This window comes from Pseudoalteromonas sp. MMG006, from assembly GCF_018101025.1.
Taxonomy (GTDB): Bacteria; Pseudomonadota; Gammaproteobacteria; order Enterobacterales; family Alteromonadaceae; genus Pseudoalteromonas.
In genome coordinates, this window is the sequence record NZ_JAGJEJ010000011.1 from 25,746 (window position 1) to 47,674 (window position 21,929).

Sequence of the window (21,929 nt, forward strand, 5' to 3'; positions counted from 1 at the left end):
CATTATTCTTTTTATTTTTAAGTACGGCTACTAAGTTAACCCAATATTTCTATTAGTACAAAATAAAGTAATAAATAGATTTTCTAAAGTGTAAAGCGATTCTTTTTAATAAAATCTTTACTCCAAAACGCCATATGCCTATGATCGGATAAATTCAGCCGTGGAACAAAGTAATGACAAGTAATACATCTAATACCGTAACAACTCTCACTATCACTCGTCCAGATGACTGGCACGTACATTTACGTGATGGTGAACAGCTAAAAGATACTGTGCGAGACATTAGCCGCTACATGGGGCGGGCTATTATTATGCCAAACCTTGTTCCTCCTGCAACATGTACTGATACAGCGTTAGCTTACCGCGAACGTATTATGGATGCTGAACCACAAGGGCAGTTTGAACCTTTAATGGTCCTCTATTTAACTGATAAAACGACTCCAGACGAAATAAAAAAAGCAAAAGCAACGGGTAAAATCTTTGCAGCAAAACTATACCCTGCAGGGGCAACAACTAACTCTGATTCAGGGGTTACTTCAGTAAAAAATATTTACCCTGTTTTAAAAGCGATGCAAGAAGTAGGCATGCTACTTTTAGTGCACGGTGAAGTAACTGATTCATCAATAGATATTTTTGACCGCGAGAAGGTTTTTTTAGAGACTATTTTAGGTGATGTTGTTGCTGATTTTCCTGAATTAAAAATTGTGTTGGAACATATAACAACGAAAGATGCCGTTGAATTTGTATTGGCCGCACCACAGAATGTTGCGGCGACGATAACAGCGCATCACCTTATTTATAACCGTAATCATATGTTAGCTGGTGGTATTCGCCCTCATTATTACTGCTTGCCTATCCTTAAGCGTAATATCCATCAACAAGCTTTAATGGGTGCTGCAATTAGTGGAAATAAAAAGTTTTTCTTAGGGACTGACTCTGCGCCGCACTATAAAGATAAAAAAGAAGCTGCGTGCGGTTGTGCTGGAGCTTACACTGCTCATGCATCAATTGAGTTATATGCAGAGGCTTTTGAAGATGCAGATGCTCTTGATAAGCTAGAAGGGTTTGCTAGTCACTTTGGTGCTGATTTTTATGGTCTTGAGCGCAACAAAGATACAATTACATTAGTAAAGAGCCCATGGGAAGTGCCTGCAACTTACACTTTAGGTGATTCCAAAGTCGTGCCTATAAAAGCTGAGGATATGATTGACTGGCAAGTAAAATAATAAGATAAAATATGTGCAAGCCACAAAAGAATTTCTGTGGCTTTTTTGAGCTATAATCAATAGTTTTTTAGCTTTTTGTAAAATATGATATTTGAGTACATATTTAAAAGTGCCCAAATAAGCCTTCTATTTATAGGTTTAAATCATTCAATAGTATATTTCATATTATTTCTGCTTTTAAATTAACCATTTATCATTAATTTTGGGAAAGTTAAGTTTCTTCATAAATAAATCCCAATTAATAGAGCCAAAAAAAAATTAATGTGTTAATCTTAACTTGCTTTGAGTTTTTGCGTATTGAATTTACGGATATTGTGCTGCGTTTAAGGTTACCGGTTAGGTTAAAACTTGTTCCTGTACTATACCTCCAGAATTTTGGGCACTGACTCAGGGAGGATATAGCCATAATAATATGGCTGAATTTTAATTATTGACTTACAGGAAAATTAGTATGTCGGTTACTGGTAAAGTAAAATTTTTCAACGAAGCTAAAGGCTTTGGTTTCATTGAACAAGAAAATGGTCCTGACGTGTTTGTACATTTCAGCGCAATCACTGGTTCAGGTTTTCGCACTCTAAGCGAAGGTCAAGCAGTGACATTCAGCATCAAACAAGGTCAAAAAGGCCCTGAAGCTGAGAACGTAGAAGTAGCATAATTTAAATTATGTGAACCTTTGTTCATCGTGGTGGAGCAGTCATCTGTTTCACCATAATCCCCTTTAATACCCTCCCTTATAAATATTATTTCCTAGAAATGTTTAACTACAAATTTTAATATCTGCTAATTTTTTGCGTCGTGAAAAATTATACTATAAACATTAGCTGTCTAAGTAAATCCTAAAGTGAATTTACGTTCCTAGATAGTAGGGCAGTCGCGTTTTTAGCTTTTTCTCTGTGTACTACTTAATAAATGTTTTAGTTTTGCAATTATACCTTATTTATAGCCCTCATTAATTTATTCACATTTACAACACGCCTAACGAATGGATTGTTGAAGTTATAGGCATGCATAAAATTAAAAATGGTTTAAAAGCATGTTGTGCAAAAAACCAATATTAATATTTAGAAATATCACTATTCGCATTGGAGTAAAAGTGACTCCATGAGCTGATTGTCGTTTTTTTGTGCGATAAACGGTTTGTTTTATAAGATGAGTTGTAAAAAATACACCAAAACGTATCAAAACAGTCTAAAAAATAACTTTTGTTATAATCGTATCGTTTTTTTTTGAGTTTTTTTCAGTACTAATTCATTTTTGTTTAAATGTTGCAATTATGTTGTTATTTGTCAGTGGTCTGGGAATAAATACACCCCTTAAAAGGCTTTAGTTGGCATATTAAGAAAAGTAGTCGTTACAATAATGTTAACATTATTGAGTTGGTACTTTAGTTTAATCTTTATCATGGTTATTTATTTACAGAGAACAGTAAACATCAAGTTGACAGCATCCATTGCATTTAGCATTATTGGTAGGTTGATATCTATTAAAAGATATCAGGGTTGTTCTCCTCGGAGGATAATTAAATTATAAAAGTAACATTACTTAATTGGTTGGGAACTATGTCTGTTAAAATCAGAAAGAGTCTTGTAGCAACTGCGTTGGTTGGCGCTTTTGCATTTGCAAGCAGCAATGTGATTGCAGATCCTTTGAATGACGTGCAAAAAGCAGGTCAACAAATTCAAAAGGCTGCTGTTAAGTCTCAAACTAAAATTGACAATGTATATGGTCAAACTCAGGAGTTAATCGCTGAGTACCGTAGCGTTGTTGATGAGACTGAACTTATGAAAGTATACAACGATCACGTAGCACGTTTGGTCGCTGACCAAAATGCTTCTATTGAATCGTTTGACCGTCAAATCGCTACAATTGACAACACAAAACAAAACGTTGTGCCTTTGATGTATCGCATGATCGATACGCTTGAGCAATTCATCAAAGCGGACGTTCCATTTAATCTTGAAACGCGTCTTGGACGTGTTGAGAAACTTCGCGACATTATGGCTTCTGCGTCTGTAACGACGTCAGAGAAATTCCGCCAAGTTCTAGAAGCGTACACAGTAGAAACTGCTTACAGTTCAGCTGTAACAGCTTCACAAGGTACCTTAGAAGTTGATGGCAAGAACATTAACGTTGATATCGGTCGTTTAGGTCGTATTTCTTACGTAGCACAGTCTTTTGACTTAAAACACGCTTGGGTGTGGGATAACAACACTAAAGAGTGGAAGAAGTTAGGTGATGAATACCTAAAATCAGTTAAAGAAGTGATCCGTATGGCGCGTAAGCAAGCGACACTAGAACTTGTTAAACTACCAATTTTTGGCGCGGAGTAATTAAATAATGAAGAAACTATTTAAAGGTTTTGCTGTTGCAGCAGTACTATCTGTTTCTGCAGGTACCGCGCTTAATGCACATGCAAATACTGGTGCTCTAGATAAAATTCTTGAGCAAGTTAAGCAAGAGCGTATCTCTGAAGGTAAAATCAATAAGCAACGTGAGCAAGAGTTCCTTTCAGAACGTGCTGACAAGCAAGCATTACTTAACAAAGCGAAAAGCCAACTAGCTGCTGAAAAAGCACGTGGCGATAGCTTAGCTAAGCAATATGCACAAAACGAAAATACGTTAGCGGAAAAAGAGCAAGCTCTTCAAAACGCTCAAGGTACACTTGGTGAAATGTTTGGTGTTGTACGTCGTGCAGCTCAAGACGCTATCGGTTCTATCGAAGCTTCACTAGTAAGTGCTGAAAAACCAGGTCGTGCTGAAGTATTACGTTCATTAGCCGCTGCTAAAGAACTTCCAACAGTTCGCGAACTTGAAGAACTTTGGATTTCACTTCAAACAGAAATGACCGAGTCAGCTAAAGTTTCTACTTTTGAAACTGAAGTTGCTGGTCTTGACGGTAACGCTTCAATGAAGCAAGTAACTCGTATTGGTAACTTTAACTTAGTTACTGACGAAGGTTACTTAATCTACTCACCAGAGACTAAGTCTATTCAGCCTCTAGGTAAACAACCTGATAGCTACATTTTAGACGGTATTACTGCTCTAGAAGGTACTTCTGCTGATAACTATGCTGGCGTATACGTTGACCCGACTCGTGGTGCAATCTTACGTATCAACACGCAGAAGAAAACGCTGATGGAATACTACGAGCAAGGTGCTGAAGTTGGTTACATCATCACAGTACTATTAGTTGTAGGTCTATTAATCTTCTTAGTACGTTTCGTTGATTTAGCGCTTACTACTTCTAAGATCAAGTCTCAGCTTAAGAACTTGTCTACACCGAATACAAACAACCCACTGGGTCGTATTCTTAAAGTGTACCATGATAACAAGACTCAAGATGTTGAAAACCTTGAACTTAAACTTGATGAAGCGATACTACGTGAAACTCCACGTGTTGAAGCTGGTATCAACATCATCAAGATCTTAGCTGCAATCGCACCATTACTAGGCCTACTAGGTACTGTAATCGGTATGATCTTAACGTTCCAAACAATCACATTGTTCGGTACGGGTGATCCGAAGATCATGGCAGGTAACATCTCTCTAGCTCTTGTAACTACAGCGCTAGGTCTTATCGCAGCACTACCACTTATTCTACTTCACTCAATTGTTGCAGGTCGTAGTAAGTCGGTATTACATATCCTTGATGAGCAAAGCGCTGGTATCATCGCTACTCACGCGGAGAAGGAGAAGGCTTAATGCTAGTCCTGATGGAGATATGGGAATCTATCAGGGATTTTGTTGGCACAGGCGGTCAGGTTTTATACGTGGTCGCGATAGCACTCTTTCTTATGTGGGTTTTAATGATTGAGCGCTATTGGTTCCTACTTGCTGAATTTCCTCGTTTGACGAAGGACATTGTAGCCAAGTGGGATGCCCGCCAAGACACTACGTCTTGGTACGCACACAGAATCCGTGAAGCATGGATTTCTGAAGCGTCTGAAAAATTAGATCAGCGTATGTTGTTGATTAAGACATTGGTAGCTGTTTGTCCTTTAATAGGCTTACTTGGTACTGTAACGGGTATGATCGCGGTTTTTGAAACCATGGCTACTCAAGGTACTGGTAATGCACGTTTAATGGCATCAGGTATTTCAATGGCAACAATCCCAACAATGGCTGGAATGGTTGCGGCATTATCTGGAGTTTTCTTTAGCTCACGCCTTGAGGCAAGAGCGAGAATGGTGAAAGCCAAACTTGTAGATAGCATGCCTCATCACTAGAGAGAGAATTAAATATGGCACGTAAACAACGTTTTCGTGAAGAAGAAGAAGCAGCGGTAGATATGACGCCGATGCTTGACATCGTATTTATCATGCTTATTTTCTTTATCGTAACTACATCGTTCGTTAAAGAGGCTGGTATCGAGGTCAATAAACCTAAAGCGGCTCAAGCTACGAAGCAAAAAAATGCTAACATTTTTATTGCTATACGTAGTGATGGTGCTATCTGGATTGATAAACAACAAGTTGACGTTGAACGTGTTTCAGCGAAAATTGAAAGTTTATTAGCAGAACAACCTACTGATGTTGTAATTTTGCAAGCTGATAAAGAAGCAAAACATGGCACAGTGGTTAAAGTTATGGACCAGATCAAAGCGACGGGTGATAACCTAAGAATTTCAATAGCTGGAGATCAGTAATGATTCGTTTTCTGTTTTCACTGATTGCAGGTGGGGCAGTTACTTTCGGCTTGTTCTACTTCATGGCTTACCTCATCTCTGGTGGGGCTGACCGTAATACGGAACAAAAAGAGCAGATCATAGTCGAAATAATGACGAATCCGCCTGAATCTAAGGTGCAGGAGAGGAAGCGTGTACCGCCTCCGCCTCCGCCACCGCCAAAGCAGCCGCCTAAACCGCAGCCGCCACAGCCGGAAAATAATAATCCTAACCCTGGTGCTATGTCATTTAACATGGGTAGCATTGATGTAGGTAGTTCAGCTGGTGGACTAAGTGGTCCAGGTGCATTTGGACGAGATGGTGATGCGACACCTATCGTTCGTATTGAACCAAAATATCCAACGCAAGCAGCGCGTGATGGTAAAGAAGGTTGGGTTCAACTTTCATTCACAATTGATGAGTTAGGTGGTGTGACCGACGTTGAAGTAATCGACGCTGATCCTAAACGTATCTTTGACCGTGAAGCTAAACGTGCACTGCGTAAGTGGAAATACCGTCCTAAGATCATTGACGGAAAACCACAAAAACAACCAGGTTTACAAGTTCAATTAGACTTTAAACTTAACCAAGGCAACTAAGGAGGCGAGTAATGAGAAATTTTTCTAAAGTAACTGCTCTTGCAATTCTTATGTCTGTGTCAGGTGCTACTTTAAGTGCATCTGTTTTAGCTGCGCCAGATTACGCGAAGATTGAAGAGCGTAAGAAAGCAAAAACTAAAATCATGGGCGAGCGTACTGGTAAAAAAGTAATTAAAGCATTTGACTTGTACAACGAAGAAAAAGTTGATGAAGCTATTGCTTTGCTTAGAGAGATTGAACCTTCGAATGACTTTGATAAAGCGACCGTAAATCGTTACCTAGGTAGCATGTACGCTCAAAAAGAAAAGTACGCCGATGCGATCAAATACGCTAAGCAAGCAGTTGCGCCTGATGTTTTAAACTTTGCTGACCAAGAACAAACGCTTAAATTGTTAGGTGATTTATACGCCGGTACTGAAAAGTATCAAGAAGCCAAAAAAGCTTATGTAGCTTGGATGGACTTTACAGGCGAAGAAGATCCAACAGTTTACACGCGTATCGCTCAAGCTAACTATCAGTTAGAGCAATACCGTGACGTTTTTGAACCAGCTGATAAAGCAATTAAACTTCAAAAAGAGCCTAATAAAGGCCCTTACCAATTAAAACTTGGTGCATACTTTGAGCTTAAAGATTATGCAAACATGGTTAAGATTGGTGAAGAAATTGTTCGAGTATGGCCAGATGATAAAAAAGCTTGGGTTAGCTTAGGTAAATATTACCTGCAAACTGAAGACTATTCTAAAGGCTTGGCAACTATGGAAGTTGCATACAAGAACGGTTACTTCGAAAATGAAGTTGAATATAAAGTTTTATCTAACTTTTACTCTTTAAACGAAATTCCTTTTAAAGCGGCAATAACGCTTGAAAAGGCCGTTAAAGGTGAAAAAGTTAAACGTACTAAGCAGAATGTTAGCGCGATTGCGAGTAACTACCATCGCTCTAAAGACTTAGAAAAAGCTGCAAAGTACTACGAAGAAGCTGCTAAATTTGATGAAGATGCTGAGCTTTACCGCAAAGCAGGATCATTACTTTTACAGTCTGAAAAATTTAATGCTGCCGTTGTTCGTTTGAACAAAGCGTTAGAACTTGGTTCTGACAAAAAAGGTACTATTTATTCAGACCTAGCTGAAGCGTATTACTACCAAGGCAAGTACAAGCAAGCATACGCTGCTATTACTAAAGCTATGGACGACCCGCGCACTCGCAAGTTTGCAAAAGGTTGGGCTACTTACATTAAAGATAAAGCCGCTCGCAACGGTGTAAAAATTTAACTTTAATTAGCTAAAGCAACTTACTAAAAAGCCCCTCTGGGGCTTTTTTTATTGGAATAACTATGTACAAAACATTTTCTTTTTTACTAATTGTTTGTCTATTTTTAACTGCCTGTAATAAGCAACCACAGCCATTTAGCTCGTTTGAGGATGCGCAATCGGCTTTGAAGACTTTAAATGCCGCACTTATACGATCTAAAACAGTTGAAAATGAAATATTAACTGAGCAACAACTCGTTTTTTCAGAGGCGTACTTAGCAAAGCGTCATGCTATTTACCAAGGTTTAATGGATATGGATCTTGAATCAAATCAAATTGCTCAAGTAAACTATTTAGTTATTGCCGAGCGATTTCCTGAGCGCTACTTTAATTGGCCTGCACAAATAAACGTACTAAAAAATATGCTTGCTTTGAATGGCAAAGTATATAAACCGGACAGTATTATTAAATGGCTAAAGTTGACGCAAGACCAATTAGACAGCGCTGTACAAAGTAATTTGAAGCTCAATAAAGTCGAACTCTCTTTGTTACAATTACATGTCGATAAAACACTTCAAAATAATACAATACAAGGCGCTTTAAAAAGCCAATTAAGATCTTTTAGAGATTATTTAGATACCTACAAGGCGCGAGGCAGTATAGGGTTACGTGGACTTGCTAACGGAAGTGAGTGGTATCAAAGCAAACTTAATTATTTCAGTGGGTCTGTACATTCTCCTCTTGAATGGTCCTCAATACTCAATAAAAAAATCAATACTTTAAAAGTAACTAAACCGATATTGGTAAGCGACGTACCTGCAGAACACGAGCGATCTTTTACAGTGCGATCTCTTCAGGGAGATAAAATAATTGAAGGTTTAGATTGGCAAACACACTATATAGATTTACCCTCCATGGCTGCTAATACAGAGACTTCAGCTGATATATATTCCCTAATGTTAGTGATGATGGAGACTGATATCGGTATTCACTATCATGCGTGGACTCTGCCTCAGGCTAGAGTAAACTTAGTTAAAAGGTTAAATATTAGTACTGAATTTGCTCATTATCTAGCTGAGGATATCATTTTATTTCCAGGGCAATCATTTAGCTTTGCATCAAAAGCATTGTGATATTCAGTAAGTGTGCTTATTTAGCACACTTATCGCAGCGCTGTGTGGCTGGATCTTTTTCAAGTAAGGCTGAAGGCAGCTCTTGTTCACAGTCGCAGCAATACCCGTACTGACCTATCTCTATCTGACTTATTGCAGCTTCAAGTTGAATCATTCTTTTTATTAAGGGGGTGTATTCAGGCCCTAGCTTTTGGCCTATATGATCAATCCACTCGCTTTTTTTAATGCTAGATAATTCGTATTTCAATTGCTGATAGCATGAAAGGGGAGATTCAGAGAGCATTGCCATTATAGCTGATTGGACTTTAGCTATTTCCTGATCAAGTTTTTGCTGATGGTGCATATCAGTATAACCTTTAAAAATTGCCTTTTCGTTATACTGATATTATCTAGAGTTTATTATTTACTGTTATGATTTGAATCAAGTTGCGGCGCTTTGGCGTATTTTTTCAATACATTCGCCACATCCTCTTTACTTTTCAAACGTCTAATTTCATCGAATAACTCAATTGCCTCTGGGTATTGACGTTTTAAGTAACCGAGCCATTGCTTAGTTCGTGATGCAAAATATTTTTCATCCTTTGCTGGGTCTTGGTGGATAGCAGAATGAATTAGATGATAAATTATATGTTCCCACTCTAAAGTATTATATTGTTCATTATTAACATGAGCTTTTATTTTTTTTGCTAAATCGGGATGGGAAAGCGCGCCTCTCCCTAGCATTAAATCGCTGCAACCACTGCGTTTTTGGCATAGTAAAGCATCCTCAACCTGCCAAATCTCGCCATTAGCAACTACTGCAATATTTTTGTTTTTTATGATTGGTGGAATTTTTTCCCAGTATGCGGGAGGGTTATAACCATCTCGTTTAGTGCGCGCATGTATAGCGACGCTATTTGCACCTGCGCTTACTACTGCATCAACTATTTCTTGACTATTAGAGTCATCGTCAAATCCTAAACGAATTTTTGCACTTACTTCATGTTTATTATCTACCGCGTCTCTTACCGCTTTAATAATAGTGTACATATGCTCTGGATCTTTTAGTAGCACTGCACCACCACGACTTTTATTAACCGTTTTTGCAGGGCAACCAAAGTTTAGGTCAACGCCATGAGAGCCAAGTGCAATTGCTCTTACTGCATTTTCAGCAAGAGGGGTTGCTTCTTGTCCAAGCAACTGAATGCGTACTGGCGTACCTGAACGAGTGTAACCATTATTGTGAAGCTCAGGACAAAACCTATGAAATACCTTGTCGGGTAAGCATGCTTCTACGACCCTTACAAATTCAGTAACACATAGGTCAAACCCACCTATATCGGTAAGTAGCTGGCGCATTTTGAAATCAACAACACCTTCCATAGGCGCTAAAACAAGCTTCATAAAATATTTAATGTTTTGCTAAAAATTGGACGCGTAGTTTAACCGTAAAAGTTAAATTGATAAATCTGTATTTGTCGTCCATATTTATTTGAATAAAGTGAATAGTAAAAAAAATGAAAATAAATGAAAGATTTTATTTTCATTCGGGTCTTCTTAACTATACCAGTTACATACAAACACAAAAATTGTGTATGTAGTTCTACAATATAATCCTTGATTAAAGAGAGTCACATTATGAATACAGTTAAAAAAAATACAATCGCGTTAACATTAGGTGCAGTAGTTGTTGGCTCTGCAAGTTTTGTATCGGTAGATGCACAAGCTAACCCATTTGAGTTCCAAGAGCTAGTTACAGGTTATCAATTAGATGCTGCAGAAGGTAAATGCGGCGAAGGGAAATGTGGCGGCGACGCAAAAGATAAAAAAGAAGGTAAGTGCGGCGAAGGGAAATGTGGCGGCGACGCAAAAGATAAAAAAGAAGGTAAATGCGGCGAAGGTAAATGTGGCGGCGACGCAAAAGGTAAAAAAGAAGGTAAGTGCGGCGAAGGAAAATGTGGCGGCGACGCAAAAGGTAAAAAAGAAGGTAAGTGCGGCGAAGGTAAATGCGGTGGCGACGCAAAAGGTAAAAAAGAAGGTAAATGTGGTGAAGGCAAGTGTGGCGGCCAATAATCATTTTGATGTAATTGCCTGAGCTATTTAGCTGCAGTTATACTAAAAGGGCCATAAGGCCCTTTTTGCTTTAAGGAGACAATAATGAAAACAACTCAAAATACCGACTTCGGCATGGTAGGGCTCGGGCTTCGTCGTGAGATGCTTGATGAATTACTTGAAAATATACCTCACCAAGTAGATTTTATGGAAGTAGCACCAGAGAACTGGCTCAAGTTAGGCGGTCGATTTAAAAAGCAATTTAAAACATTAACTGATGCTAATAACTTTGTATGTCATGGATTATCGCTTTCTATTGGTTCACCTGAGCCATTAGATATCGAATTTGTTAAGTCACTTAAAACGTTTTTTGATGAGCACAATATTAAAATATTTAGTGAGCATTTAAGTTATTGCTCGGGCACGGGTCATATGTACGATTTAATGCCAATTCCGTTTACTCAAGATGCAATCGCACATGTTGTTCCTCGCATTAAGCAAGTACAGGATATTTTAGAGCGCCAAATAGCGATAGAGAATGTTTCTTACTATGGTGCGCCTGGTCAAGAGTTATCTGAGCTTGAGTTCACCAATACTATTTTAGAGCAAGCTGATTGTAAGCTATTGCTCGATGTTAATAATATTTATGTTAACTCAATCAATCATGGATACAATGCTGAAGAGTTTGTAAATGGGCTGCCTTCAAAGCGTATCGCTTATGGTCATGTTGCAGGACACTATAATGAAGCGGAAGATTTAATTGTCGATACCCATGGTGCAGATGTTATAGACCCTGTGTGGGAATTGCTAGATAAAGCATATGCAAAGCATGGCGTATTTCCGACGTTGCTTGAGCGAGATTTTAATATTCCTGCGATGAATGTATTAACTAAAGAGCTAGACATCATTCATAAGCTACAAAGTAAGTATTTAAATTCGTCTTTAACTAAGCAAAGTGCTTAATATTTGTTTAAAAGAGTATGCAATTATGAGTTTTATTGAAGTACAAAACGAATTTATGGCACATATTCGCCAGCCTCAACAAAATAAAAAGCCCAGCGACATAGAAGACAGGCGAATGGCTATTTATCGTGACTTATTTTTTAATAATGTAGATGGATTTATTTCATCAGGTTTTCCGGTATTGAAAACCTTATATAGCGACAAACAATGGAAAAAGCTCGTTAGGCAATTTTTTAGTAACCATGATTGCCATTCACCATACTTTTTAGATATAGCAGGCGAATTCATTAATTACTTATCAAGTGATTATAAAATACAAAAAAATGATCCTGCCTTTATGTTAGAGCTTGCTCATTACGAATGGATAGAGCTTGATGTATCTATTGCTATGGATAATCAGCAAGAGCAAAAGCTCAATGCAACTGATATTACAGATGCTCCGCTATACTTATCGGTTACAGCGCGTAATTTAAGTTACCAATATCCGGTTCAAACTATCAGTGTAGACTTTCAACCTAAGCATCCAGCCGAGCAACCAAGTTATTTTGTTGTTTATAGAGATGCACAAGACGATGTGCAATTTTTGGCAACCAATGCAATGACGGCTTTATTACTTTCAATTATTGAAAATAGTAATGGCATTACCTTTGACGAAATTTGCGAACAGGTATTAAGCCATGCTCCACAATTTAGCCCAGAACAAATAAACCAAGGCGCACTTGCTACGCTTAATGCAATGGCGGAGCGCAGAGTAATAGTGACAAAAAATCAAGATTAAGCCCTTTATAGATGTTTTTACATCGTCTATCATGGCAACCTAATTTATCGTGCTTAATAAAAGGTTGTACCCATGTCAGATGATAAAGATTTTAAAGATCCGTTTAACGCTACTTACTTTATTGCTTTTTTAGCGGTATTTGCGGGTATTGGTTGTTTAAATGCGATTTTAGGCTGGATCACTAGCTTAACTTAAAATGCATTTGCATCGAGAGGCTGTTGTTTGCATCAGCCTTGACCCTTTTAATTTTAATCCTTGTAAATCTTCCCATTCTTTCTCTTTATAATTATTGCAAACTCGCAATTTAAGGTCAGTTAAGGTTATAATCACCTGCTTTGTAATATGAACCATTGAGCAGTTAAAATTATGACTCAAGTAACACCAGCGATTATCAAAAACAGCATAACTACAATTGCTGATTATCCAAAAGCGGGCATTATGTTTCGCGATGTAACCACATTAATGGCAAACCCTGACGCGTTTAAAGCAACAATTGATGCTTTTATAAGCGAGTATAAAGATCAAGGTTTTACTAAAATTATTGGTACAGAATCACGTGGCTTTATTTTTGGTGCACCTTTATCTTATGCTTTAGGTATTCCATTTATTCCTGTGCGTAAGCCAGGTAAATTACCACGTGAAGTTATTCGCCAAGACTACTTATTAGAATATGGTGAAGACACACTTGAGCTTCATGTTGATGCAATAGTACCAGGCGACAAAGTGTTGTTAGTTGATGACTTACTTGCAACAGGCGGCACAATTGAAGCAACGGCTAAGCTTGTAAATAAGCTTGGTGGAGAAGCAACTGATGCAGCATTTGTTGTTTCACTACCAGAGCTTGGCGGCGAACAGCGCATCGAAAAAATGGGTATTAAAATTCTAAAATTGGTTGAATTTGAAGGCGAGTAATCGATGAGTTATCAGGTTCTAGCGAGAAAATGGCGTCCACAAACCTTTCATGAATTGGTTGGGCAGTCTCATGTTAAACAAGCGCTGGTTAATGCGCTTACGCAAAATAGACTGCATCACGCGTATTTATTCACTGGAACCCGAGGTGTGGGTAAAACCACCATTGCGCGTATCTTTGCTAAAAGCTTAAACTGTGATGAAGGCATTTCTGCATCTCCGTGTGGAAAGTGTAGTAGTTGTACTGACATAGAAGCAGGTCGTTACATTGACTTACTTGAAATAGATGCAGCCTCTCGTACTAAAGTAGAAGATACCCGCGAAATACTCGATAACGTGCAATATGCGCCAACGCGCGGGCGTTATAAAGTATACCTAATAGATGAAGTTCACATGCTCTCAAAGCATAGCTTTAATGCCCTTTTAAAAACCTTAGAAGAGCCACCAGAGCATGTGAAGTTTTTATTAGCGACAACCGATCCACAAAAATTACCTGTCACTATTTTATCTCGTTGTTTACAGTTTAACTTAAATGCTTTATCGCAAAGTGAAATTAAAACTCAGCTTGAGCATGTATTAACTCATGAGCAACTAAGTTTTGAAAATGATGCGCTTAGTATTATTGCAAAAGCGGCTGATGGCAGTATGCGCGATGCACTTAGTTTAACTGACCAAGCGATAGCGCAAACAAATGGTGATATAAATAATCAAGCAGTACAAACTATGCTTGGTTTAATGGATACGCATTATAGCCAAAGTTTACTTGCCGCATTACTAGCGCAAGATGGCGCAGCGCTTATGAATGAAATAGCGCAAGTAGCGAGTCGTAACCCAAATTATGTAGCATTACTTGATGATTTAATTGCACTTACGCATTTAGTCCAATTAAGCCAGCTTGTTCCTGAAGCTGCAGCACTTGATGAAAAAAACGTTGATTATATTGCACACGTTGCTCAGCATACGAGTGCGCAACAGATTCAAGTGTATTACCAACTCCTGTTAAATGGTAAAAAAGATTTACAGTGGGCACCAGAGCCTCGCCTAGGCTTTGAAATGATAATGTTAAGACTGTTAGCATTTGAGCCTACGCAAACTGAGCATAAACAGGCTACGCCTTTAGCAGCTCAAGAGCCTGCTGAGAATAAACCAAGTAAAGCGAGTGCATTGCGAGATATATTAAATAAAAATAAAACACCGCAAAACACAACAGTTAGCCAAAGTATTCCTTCAATTAGCAGCACACAAGCTTTAGATAATACTTCACAGCCAGACACTCAAAAACAAGAGTCAATGGTTCAAGTACCACCTGCGAAAGAGCCGTTAGTTGCAGGTGAAGTTTTGAATACGCAGCCCAGTGCAGCCGAGGCTAAGCCGTCAGTTCAACAACCTGAACATGTTAATGAGCAGCCAAAAAGTACTGTAATTTCAGATGAACAAGCTCAGCGTCAAAGTGAAAATGAAGCTTATATGCAGCATAGCAATGCTGAACAAACACTCGCTTCGCAATTTGACGATATAATGAGTAGTGCCGTAGAACAGGGCTTTAACCCTGCGCAAAGCACTAATTCAGAGTCACCTTCTGAGGCGGCATCAAGTGAAAGTGCAGTTAGCCAAAATACGAGTACACCAATTGCAGAGCAAGACGCTCAGGCGCAATCTGCTATCGCCCGTATATTACGTGACAGAAATATATCTGGCGCAGGCAGGTTATCAGGTGCGAACACTCGCACAGATGAAAATAACACATCAGAGCAGCTAACCAAGCCAACTTTAAAAGAACCTAGCCAGTATCCTCGAATGCCAAAAGGTGAATCTAGCCAAAATGCAGAGCCAGCGGCGAGCAATGAAATTACACCAAGTTATGATGCAATTGATGACGCACCTCCATGGGCAACCAATAGCGCAGGTGAGAGTGAAAAAAAGCATGAGCTCCCAGTAACAGGGAGCCAAACAGAGCCACTTAATCAAGCAAATACAAAACCTGCACGTAAGATTGATTTTAAAGAAAAACATCAAACAATTACTGAAAACTTAGCGCCAGAGTTACTTGAGCAAATTAATCCTCAAAAAGTGGTAGAAGCCGCCCCTGAAGAGCCTAGTATTCCAGTGCCTGATGATTTTCAAAGTCCGATCAGCGAAATTAGATTTGCACATCAGCAAGATGAATGGGCTTATTTAATTAAGCGTATGGGCTTAGGGGGTCGTATGCGCCAGTTTGCGTTGCACTCCATTTTTACTAAGCAAGGTAACAACTTGCATATTGATGTTGATGAATCGCAAAAGCATTTAGATACACCTGTACTTCGCCAAAAATTAGATGCAGCACTATCAAGCATTTACGAGCATAACGTATCGCTTAGCATTAATTTTGCAAAAGGGGTGATAGATTCACCTTACTTAATTCAACAAAAAATAGATGTAGGTCGTCATCAACAAGCAATCGATGTGATCACAGCGGATGAAAATATAGTGCAGTTTCAGCAAGTATTTAGCGCGGAAATTGACGAAAATAGCATTCAGGCATTGTAATTAAATACAATCGCCCTTATCTTCATGACAATTAAAGTTTAAAAGAAAGAGAGAAAATTATGTTTAAAGGTGGAATGGGTAACATGATGAAGCAAGCGCAGCAAATGCAAGAGCGCATGCAAAAAGCCCAAGACGAAATCGCAACACTAGAAGTTGTAGGTGAAGCGGGCGCAGGCCTAGTTAAAGTAACTATGCTTGGTAACCATAATGTACGTCGTGTTGAGCTTGATGAAAGTTTAATGGAAGACGACAAAGACATGATTGAAGATTTATTAGCAGCAGCATGTAATGACGCTGTACGTCGCGTGGCTGATGAAACACAAGAGCGCATGGGCAAAGTAACTGGCGGTATGCAATTACCACCAGGTATGAAAATGCCGTTTTAAGCAAATATGCAACTTTCAGATAGTTTAACTCAGCTTATTGAAGCATTGCGCTGTCAGCCAGGCATAGGCCCAAAGTCAGCGCAGCGTATTGCCTTTCATTTGCTTGAACGCGACCGCAAAGGTGGCACTCAACTTGGTAATGCGCTTACTAAGGCAATGACCGCGGTAGGGCATTGTCAATCGTGCCGTACGTTTACAGAACAATCACAATGTGACATTTGCTTAAGTACTAAACGTCAAGACAGTGGGATTTTGTGTGTTGTTGAATCACCAACAGATGTACTGGCAATTGAGCAAACAGGGCAATATCAAGGTTTATACTTTGTTTTAATGGGGCATTTATCACCCATTGATGGTATCGGTCCTAAAGAAATTGGCCTTGATGTACTAGAGCAAAAGCTTTCTCATGGTGGTATAAACGAAGTTATTTTAGCGACTAACCCTACGGTTGAAGGCGAAACAACAGCGCATTATATTGCTCAGCTTTGCCATAAATATAAAGTAGGCGCATCAAGAATTGCGCATGGTATACCTGTCGGTGGTGAGCTCGATTTAGTTGATGGCACCACACTGATGCACGCCTTTAGTGGCCGTCGTGCGGTAATGCAAGACTAAAACAGCTATTTGAAACTTACTTTAAAAGCCTACATTGTAAAATATGTAGGCTTTTTTGTTTTTAAAGCAAAACATAAGGTAAGATTAACGCTTAATATAATAAGTATTAGCTAGATACTAAGGGACAAAATGCAAAATAATAAAAATCACCCAGGTGCATTATTAAACAGTAAACGTTTTCTCCCGCTTTTTGTTACGCAGTTTTTATCAGCCATAAACGATAACGTATATAAGCAATCGGTGCTTATTTTATTGGTTTTTCAAGCGGCAACACTTGCAGACGGTGCATTATATTCGAATATTGCTGCAGGCTTGTTTATTTTACCATTTTTTTTATTTTCTGGTATGGCAGGGCAACTTGCCGAAAAAACAGAAAAATCAAAGCTTATTAGGCTTGTAAAGCTATGTGAAATACCAATTATGGTCATTGGCGCTGCATCAATTTTAACGCAGCAAGTATGGCTAATGCTTGCAACAATATTTTTTATGGGATTGCAAAGCACCTTTTTTGGCCCATTAAAATATTCAATATTACCTCAGCATGTTGCTCCAAACGAGCTCACTAAAGCAAATGGTTTAGTGGAGTCTGGTACGTTTGTGGCAATTTTATTAGGGACTATATTTGGTACTTATTTTATTACTCAAACAGTGGGTCCTGTTGTAATAAGTATTGCAGTATTGGTACTGGCTACACTTGGGTATTTTAGTAGCCGCTTTATACCTGTAAGTGAAGCGAATGAGCCTAATTTGCACTTTACGTACAATATTTTTTCGTCAACTAAAAATGTATTTAAAGCGCTTAATGCACAAACAGAATCTGTGGGTAAATCTGTTTTAGGGATCAGTTGGTTTTGGCTTATAGGCGCTATTATTTTAACCGCACTACCAAATTACGTTAAACATGTGATGGGCGGAGATGAATTAGTAGTAACCAGTGCATTGGTGGTTTTTTCTTTAAGTATTGCAATTGGTTCTCTGCTGTGTGAAAAACTTTCACGCTCTCGTATTGAGCTTGGTATTGTGCCATTTGGGGCTATTTTAATAACGCTTTTTTTGTATTTACTAAGCCAAGAGCCAGCAATTGAAACGTACATCGCTCCAAATGAAAACTTATTAACCCTTGATCAAGTTTTAAATACCGGCGATATGATTTGGCATTTTATTTGGATGGCTGGAATTGGTATTGCTTCAGGTTTTTATACTGTGCCGCTGTATGCGTTAATTCAGCAGCGTACTGAAGAGTCGAGTCGCTCACGCGTCATTGCCGCTAATAATGTTCTTAATGCATTGTTTATGGTGGGCAGTGCTATATTAAGTATTATTACGCTGTCTGTTCTTAAGTGGCATATTTCATCACTACTTTTATTACTCGCCGGCCTCAATCTACTTATTTCAATATATATTTATACTAAAGTACCGGAGTTTTTCTTACGCTTTATTATTTATATATTAGCAATATGTATGTATCGCGTACGGACAAAAGGTGAGGTTAATATTCCATCGGAAGGAGCTGCGGTGATTGTTGCAAATCATGTTAGTTTTGTAGATTGGATGTTTATTTTAGCTGCTTCACCTAGGCCTATACGCTTTATGGTGTTTGCGCCTATTTATTATTCTCCTGCTTTACATTGGCTATTTAAAATGGCCAAAGCAATTCCAATAAATAGCGAAAAAACAAACCCAGAAGCGTTTAAAAAAGCGTTTGATGATTTAGCCAGTGCGCTTGAACGCGGCGAGCTTGTGGGTATATTTCCAGAAGGGAAATTAACTGGCGACGGTTCAATTGATATGTTTAGGCGTGGCATTGAGCGTATTATTGAACGCTCACCCGTGCCTGTTATTCCTGTGCACTTAGGTGGATTATGGGGCAGTATGTTTAGCCGTAAAGCTAAGTGGCAATTACCTCGATTAAAGTACTCTTTAGTATCGGTTACAGCAGGTGAGCCAATAGCAGCAGATAATGTGACTGCCGATAATTTACGCGAGCAAGTATTGGCTTTAAAAGCGCTGCATTCTAAAGATATTGATTAATGGTTGAACCTTTGAGTGCGCCTCATACAATTATTGATAATTTTATAGCGCCCAAGTGCCATGAAGCTATTAAAATACTTTATCAAGATGATGCTATTTTGATTATTAATAAACCCAGTGGATTATTAAGTTTATCTGGGAAGAATCCACTTAACTGGGACTCAGTACACTACCGGTTAGTAAATGGTCAAAAAGGATTAACAGCGGCCTTTCCTGAGGCTAAATTACCGCACCGGCTAGATTTTGGCACATCAGGTATTATGATTGTTGGGTTAAATGCCTCTGCGTCTAAGCATTTAAATAAACAGTTTCAAAGCCGAGCAATACAAAAGTGTTATTTAGCGATGCTAGAAGGAAGTGTGACTACCTTGCAAGGTGAAATAAATTTGCCTATAGCAAAAGACAAAGAGCGCTTTCCTTTAGTCAAAATATGCAAGACCACAGGTAAAGAAGCAATTAGTAAATACACAGTGCTCAAAAGGTTATTAAAGCCTGAACGTACACTTGTGCAATTTACACCTATTACAGGACGTACGCATCAACTACGTATTCATAGTGATGCAATAGGGCATCCAATTTTAGGGTGTGATTTATATAAAAGTAAGCGCAGTGAACAAATGGCTGAACGTTTATTATTACATGCCAGTGACGTATTTTTTGATCATCCAGTAACAGGGCTTCCTTTTCATGCAAAGTGTCCGTGCCCGTTTTAATCTTTTTTAAACTTTTCCCTTGAAGTTGATTCACCTCACCCCATATTAAGTGCATAACGCAGACACTTTGCAAATTGGAGATACATAAATGACTGCAGCACAAAAAGAAACATTAGGCTTTCAAACAGAAGTAAAACAATTATTAAACTTAATGATTCATTCTCTTTATTCAAATAAAGAAATATTTTTACGTGAACTTGTTTCAAATGCATCTGATGCAGCAGACAAGCTACGCTTTTTAGCGCTTTCTAATGGCGACCTTTACCAAGGTGATGCCGATTTACGTGTACGTATTAGCGCAGATAAAGACGCCAATACGGTTACTATTTCAGATAACGGTATTGGTATGACCCGTGATGAAATAATTAGCTCTTTGGGTACAATTGCAAAATCAGGTACTGCTGAGTTTTTCAAAAATTTAACTGGCGATCAAAGTAAAGATTCACAGTTGATTGGTCAATTTGGTGTAGGGTTTTACTCAGCATTTATCGTTGCCGATTTAGTAACGGTACGCACGCGCAAAGCCGGCGAAACAACTGCTTATGAGTGGGAATCTCAAGGCGAAGGCGAGTACACACTTCAAGAAATTGAAAAAGAAGGCCGTGGTACAGAGATTATTTTACACCTTCGCGATGAAGAAAAAGAATTTGCTGATGACTACCGTCTACGTAGCATTGTTACTAAATACTCTGATCATATTTCTACGCCTGTACAAATGTACAAACCAGAAGTGCCAGAATCTGAAGGCGAAGACGGTGAAAAAATTCCAGCCGTGCCAGGTGAGTGGGAAAGCATTAACCGAGCTACAGCATTATGGACGCGTGATAAGTCAGAGCTTTCTGATGAAGAATACAAAGAGTTTTACAAACACGTAAGCCATGATTGGGAAGAGCCACTTAGCTGGGCACATAACAAGGTTGAAGGTAAAACTGAATACACGAGCCTTTTATATATTCCTAAGAAAGCGCCATTCGATTTATGGAATCGTGACCGTCAAAGCGGCTTAAAACTCTATGTACAGCGCGTATTTGTAATGGATGATGCTGAGCAATTTATGCCAAGCTACTTACGTTTTGTAAAAGGTTTACTAGATTCAAACGATTTACCACTAAACGTATCTCGCGAAATTTTACAAGACAACAAAGTTACTCAAGCTATTCGTAAAGGGTGTACATCGCGCATTATCAAAATGCTTGAGCGTATGGCTAAAAACAAAGCTGATGACTACCAAGTGTTTTGGAATGAGTTTGGTCAAGTAATGAAAGAAGGCCCAGCGGAAGACGCAGCAAATAAAGAAGCTATTTGTAAGTTATTACGTTTTTCTTCAACTCATACTGATTCAGAAACGCAAGATGTATCGCTTGAGCAATACGTTGAGCGCATGAATGAAGGCCAAGATAAAATATACTACGTCGTAGCTGATACCTTCACTGCAGCTAAAAATTCTCCGCATTTAGAGATTTTCCGTAAGAAAGGCATCGAAGTGTTACTGCTAAGTGACCGTGTTGATGAGTGGATGATGAGCCACCTAACTGAATTTGCTGATAAGCAACTGCAATCAATTACGCGTGGTGATTTAGACCTAGGTAAGCTTGACGATGAAGAAACTAAAAAAGCACAAGAAGAGTCTGAAAAAGAAATGGCAGGCCTTGTTGAGCGTATTAAAACAGCGCTAGGTGATGATGTTAAAGAAGTGCGCTTTACGCACCGCTTAACTGATTCTCCAGCGTGTGTTGTAAGTGACGACAACGACATGAGCTCTCAAATGCAAAAATTAATGGAGTCTGTAGGTCAAGCAGCCCCAGAAGCTAAACCTGTGTTTGAGCTAAACCCTGAGCATCAACTTGTTAAGCACCTAAATGATGAGCAAGATGAAGATAAATTTGCACAGTGGTCAAATGTATTATTAGACCAAGCGTTGCTTGCTGAACGCGGTACATTAAAAGATCCAACAGGGTTTGTTACACGCCTAAACAAACTTATGTTAGAACTAAGCAAGTAATTGCTTATTAGCTAAGTAAATAAAAGTACAAAGTTTGTACATATTTTAGAAGGAAGCGTTTGCTTCCTTTTTTTATGCGCTGCAAAGTAGGCAATTAGTAT

The 21,929-nt window shown here is 38.7% G+C and carries 22 protein-coding genes; 20 read left to right on the forward strand and 2 right to left on the reverse strand.

The genetic code is table 11. The features are described from left to right. Positions 1–173: 173 nt before the first annotated feature. From pyrC to J8L73_RS11840, 9 genes are all read left to right on the forward strand, one after another. On the forward strand, positions 174–1,226 hold the full coding sequence (pyrC, locus tag J8L73_RS11800) for a dihydroorotase (RefSeq protein WP_211017278.1): 1,053 nt from the start codon (positions 174–176) through the stop codon (positions 1,224–1,226). A gap of 451 nt (positions 1,227–1,677) precedes the next feature. Beyond that, positions 1,678–1,881 carry a cold-shock protein gene (locus J8L73_RS11805; protein ID WP_004588138.1) on the forward strand — a complete coding sequence of 68 codons (204 nt, stop codon included), beginning with the start codon at positions 1,678–1,680 and terminating at the stop codon, positions 1,879–1,881. Positions 1,882–2,785: 904 nt separating this feature from the next. Next, on the forward strand, positions 2,786–3,556 hold the full coding sequence (locus tag J8L73_RS11810; RefSeq protein ID WP_058548847.1) for a DUF3450 domain-containing protein: 771 nt from the start codon (positions 2,786–2,788) through the stop codon (positions 3,554–3,556). A gap of 7 nt (positions 3,557–3,563) precedes the next feature. Further along, positions 3,564–4,928, forward strand: coding sequence for a MotA/TolQ/ExbB proton channel family protein (locus J8L73_RS11815; protein WP_210999632.1), 1,365 nt, complete (start codon positions 3,564–3,566; stop codon positions 4,926–4,928). Continuing rightward, a complete protein-coding gene (locus J8L73_RS11820) occupies positions 4,928–5,452 on the forward strand; it encodes a MotA/TolQ/ExbB proton channel family protein (RefSeq protein WP_004588135.1) in 525 nt (174 codons plus the stop codon). Before J8L73_RS11815 ends, J8L73_RS11820 begins: the two co-directional genes overlap by 1 nt. A 14-nt stretch (positions 5,453–5,466) precedes the next feature. Beyond that, complete coding sequence (locus J8L73_RS11825; protein WP_006792384.1) at positions 5,467–5,871, forward strand: biopolymer transporter ExbD; 405 nt, start codon at positions 5,467–5,469, stop codon at positions 5,869–5,871. Beyond that, a complete protein-coding gene (locus J8L73_RS11830; protein ID WP_058548850.1) occupies positions 5,871–6,488 on the forward strand; it encodes an energy transducer TonB in 618 nt (205 codons plus the stop codon). The genes J8L73_RS11825 and J8L73_RS11830 overlap by 1 nt, the downstream gene beginning before the upstream one ends. 11 nt (positions 6,489–6,499) lie before the next feature. After that, a complete protein-coding gene (locus tag J8L73_RS11835; RefSeq protein ID WP_210999631.1) occupies positions 6,500–7,759 on the forward strand; it encodes a tetratricopeptide repeat protein in 1,260 nt (419 codons plus the stop codon). 62 nt (positions 7,760–7,821) lie between these two features. Beyond that, the gene (locus tag J8L73_RS11840) at positions 7,822–8,871 is read left to right on the forward strand and encodes a hypothetical protein (protein WP_211017281.1); all 1,050 of its coding nucleotides are present in this window, start codon (positions 7,822–7,824) and stop codon (positions 8,869–8,871) included. Between the two features lie 16 nt (positions 8,872–8,887). On the opposite strand, the gene J8L73_RS11845 is transcribed toward J8L73_RS11840, so the two are convergent. Next, positions 8,888–9,214, reverse strand: a complete 327-nt coding sequence (locus J8L73_RS11845) for a conjugal transfer protein TraR (protein WP_211017283.1) — start codon at positions 9,212–9,214, stop codon at positions 8,888–8,890. Positions 9,215–9,270: 56 nt separating this feature from the next. After that, positions 9,271–10,254, reverse strand: coding sequence for a tRNA-dihydrouridine synthase (locus J8L73_RS11850; protein WP_211017285.1), 984 nt, complete (start codon positions 10,252–10,254; stop codon positions 9,271–9,273). A 234-nt stretch (positions 10,255–10,488) separates the two neighbouring features. Here J8L73_RS11850 and J8L73_RS11855 point away from each other — a divergent pair, with 234 nt between their 5' ends. The 11 genes from J8L73_RS11855 (at position 10,489) to htpG (ending at position 21,828) form a co-directional block, all read left to right on the forward strand. Then, positions 10,489–10,923: a hypothetical protein gene (locus J8L73_RS11855; protein ID WP_211017287.1), complete on the forward strand. Its 435-nt coding sequence runs from the start codon at positions 10,489–10,491 to the stop codon at positions 10,921–10,923. Between the two features lie 114 nt (positions 10,924–11,037). Beyond that, complete coding sequence (locus J8L73_RS11860) at positions 11,038–11,865, forward strand: DUF692 domain-containing protein (protein ID WP_211017387.1); 828 nt, start codon at positions 11,038–11,040, stop codon at positions 11,863–11,865. Between the two features lie 25 nt (positions 11,866–11,890). Next, complete coding sequence (locus J8L73_RS11865; RefSeq protein ID WP_211017289.1) at positions 11,891–12,643, forward strand: putative DNA-binding domain-containing protein; 753 nt, start codon at positions 11,891–11,893, stop codon at positions 12,641–12,643. Between the two features lie 72 nt (positions 12,644–12,715). Next, positions 12,716–12,838: a hypothetical protein gene (locus J8L73_RS19450; protein WP_008132255.1), complete on the forward strand. Its 123-nt coding sequence runs from the start codon at positions 12,716–12,718 to the stop codon at positions 12,836–12,838. A gap of 171 nt (positions 12,839–13,009) precedes the next feature. After that, positions 13,010–13,555, forward strand: coding sequence for an adenine phosphoribosyltransferase (gene apt, locus J8L73_RS11870; RefSeq protein ID WP_210999625.1), 546 nt, complete (start codon positions 13,010–13,012; stop codon positions 13,553–13,555). 3 nt (positions 13,556–13,558) lie between these two features. Continuing rightward, complete coding sequence (gene dnaX, locus J8L73_RS11875) at positions 13,559–16,081, forward strand: DNA polymerase III subunit gamma/tau (RefSeq protein ID WP_211017291.1); 2,523 nt, start codon at positions 13,559–13,561, stop codon at positions 16,079–16,081. A 59-nt stretch (positions 16,082–16,140) separates the two neighbouring features. Continuing rightward, entirely contained in the window at positions 16,141–16,467 is a 327-nt protein-coding gene (locus tag J8L73_RS11880) for a YbaB/EbfC family nucleoid-associated protein (protein ID WP_058548860.1), read from the forward strand. Between the two features lie 6 nt (positions 16,468–16,473). Continuing rightward, positions 16,474–17,082: a recombination mediator RecR gene (gene recR, locus J8L73_RS11885; protein ID WP_211017293.1), complete on the forward strand. Its 609-nt coding sequence runs from the start codon at positions 16,474–16,476 to the stop codon at positions 17,080–17,082. A 129-nt stretch (positions 17,083–17,211) separates the two neighbouring features. After that, on the forward strand, positions 17,212–19,113 hold the full coding sequence (locus tag J8L73_RS11890; RefSeq protein ID WP_211017295.1) for an MFS transporter: 1,902 nt from the start codon (positions 17,212–17,214) through the stop codon (positions 19,111–19,113). After that, a complete protein-coding gene (locus J8L73_RS11895) occupies positions 19,113–19,826 on the forward strand; it encodes an RluA family pseudouridine synthase (RefSeq protein ID WP_211017297.1) in 714 nt (237 codons plus the stop codon). The genes J8L73_RS11890 and J8L73_RS11895 overlap by 1 nt, the downstream gene beginning before the upstream one ends. 88 nt (positions 19,827–19,914) lie before the next feature. Continuing rightward, positions 19,915–21,828: a molecular chaperone HtpG gene (gene htpG, locus J8L73_RS11900; RefSeq protein WP_211017299.1), complete on the forward strand. Its 1,914-nt coding sequence runs from the start codon at positions 19,915–19,917 to the stop codon at positions 21,826–21,828. The last annotated feature ends 101 nt before the right edge of the window (positions 21,829–21,929 follow it).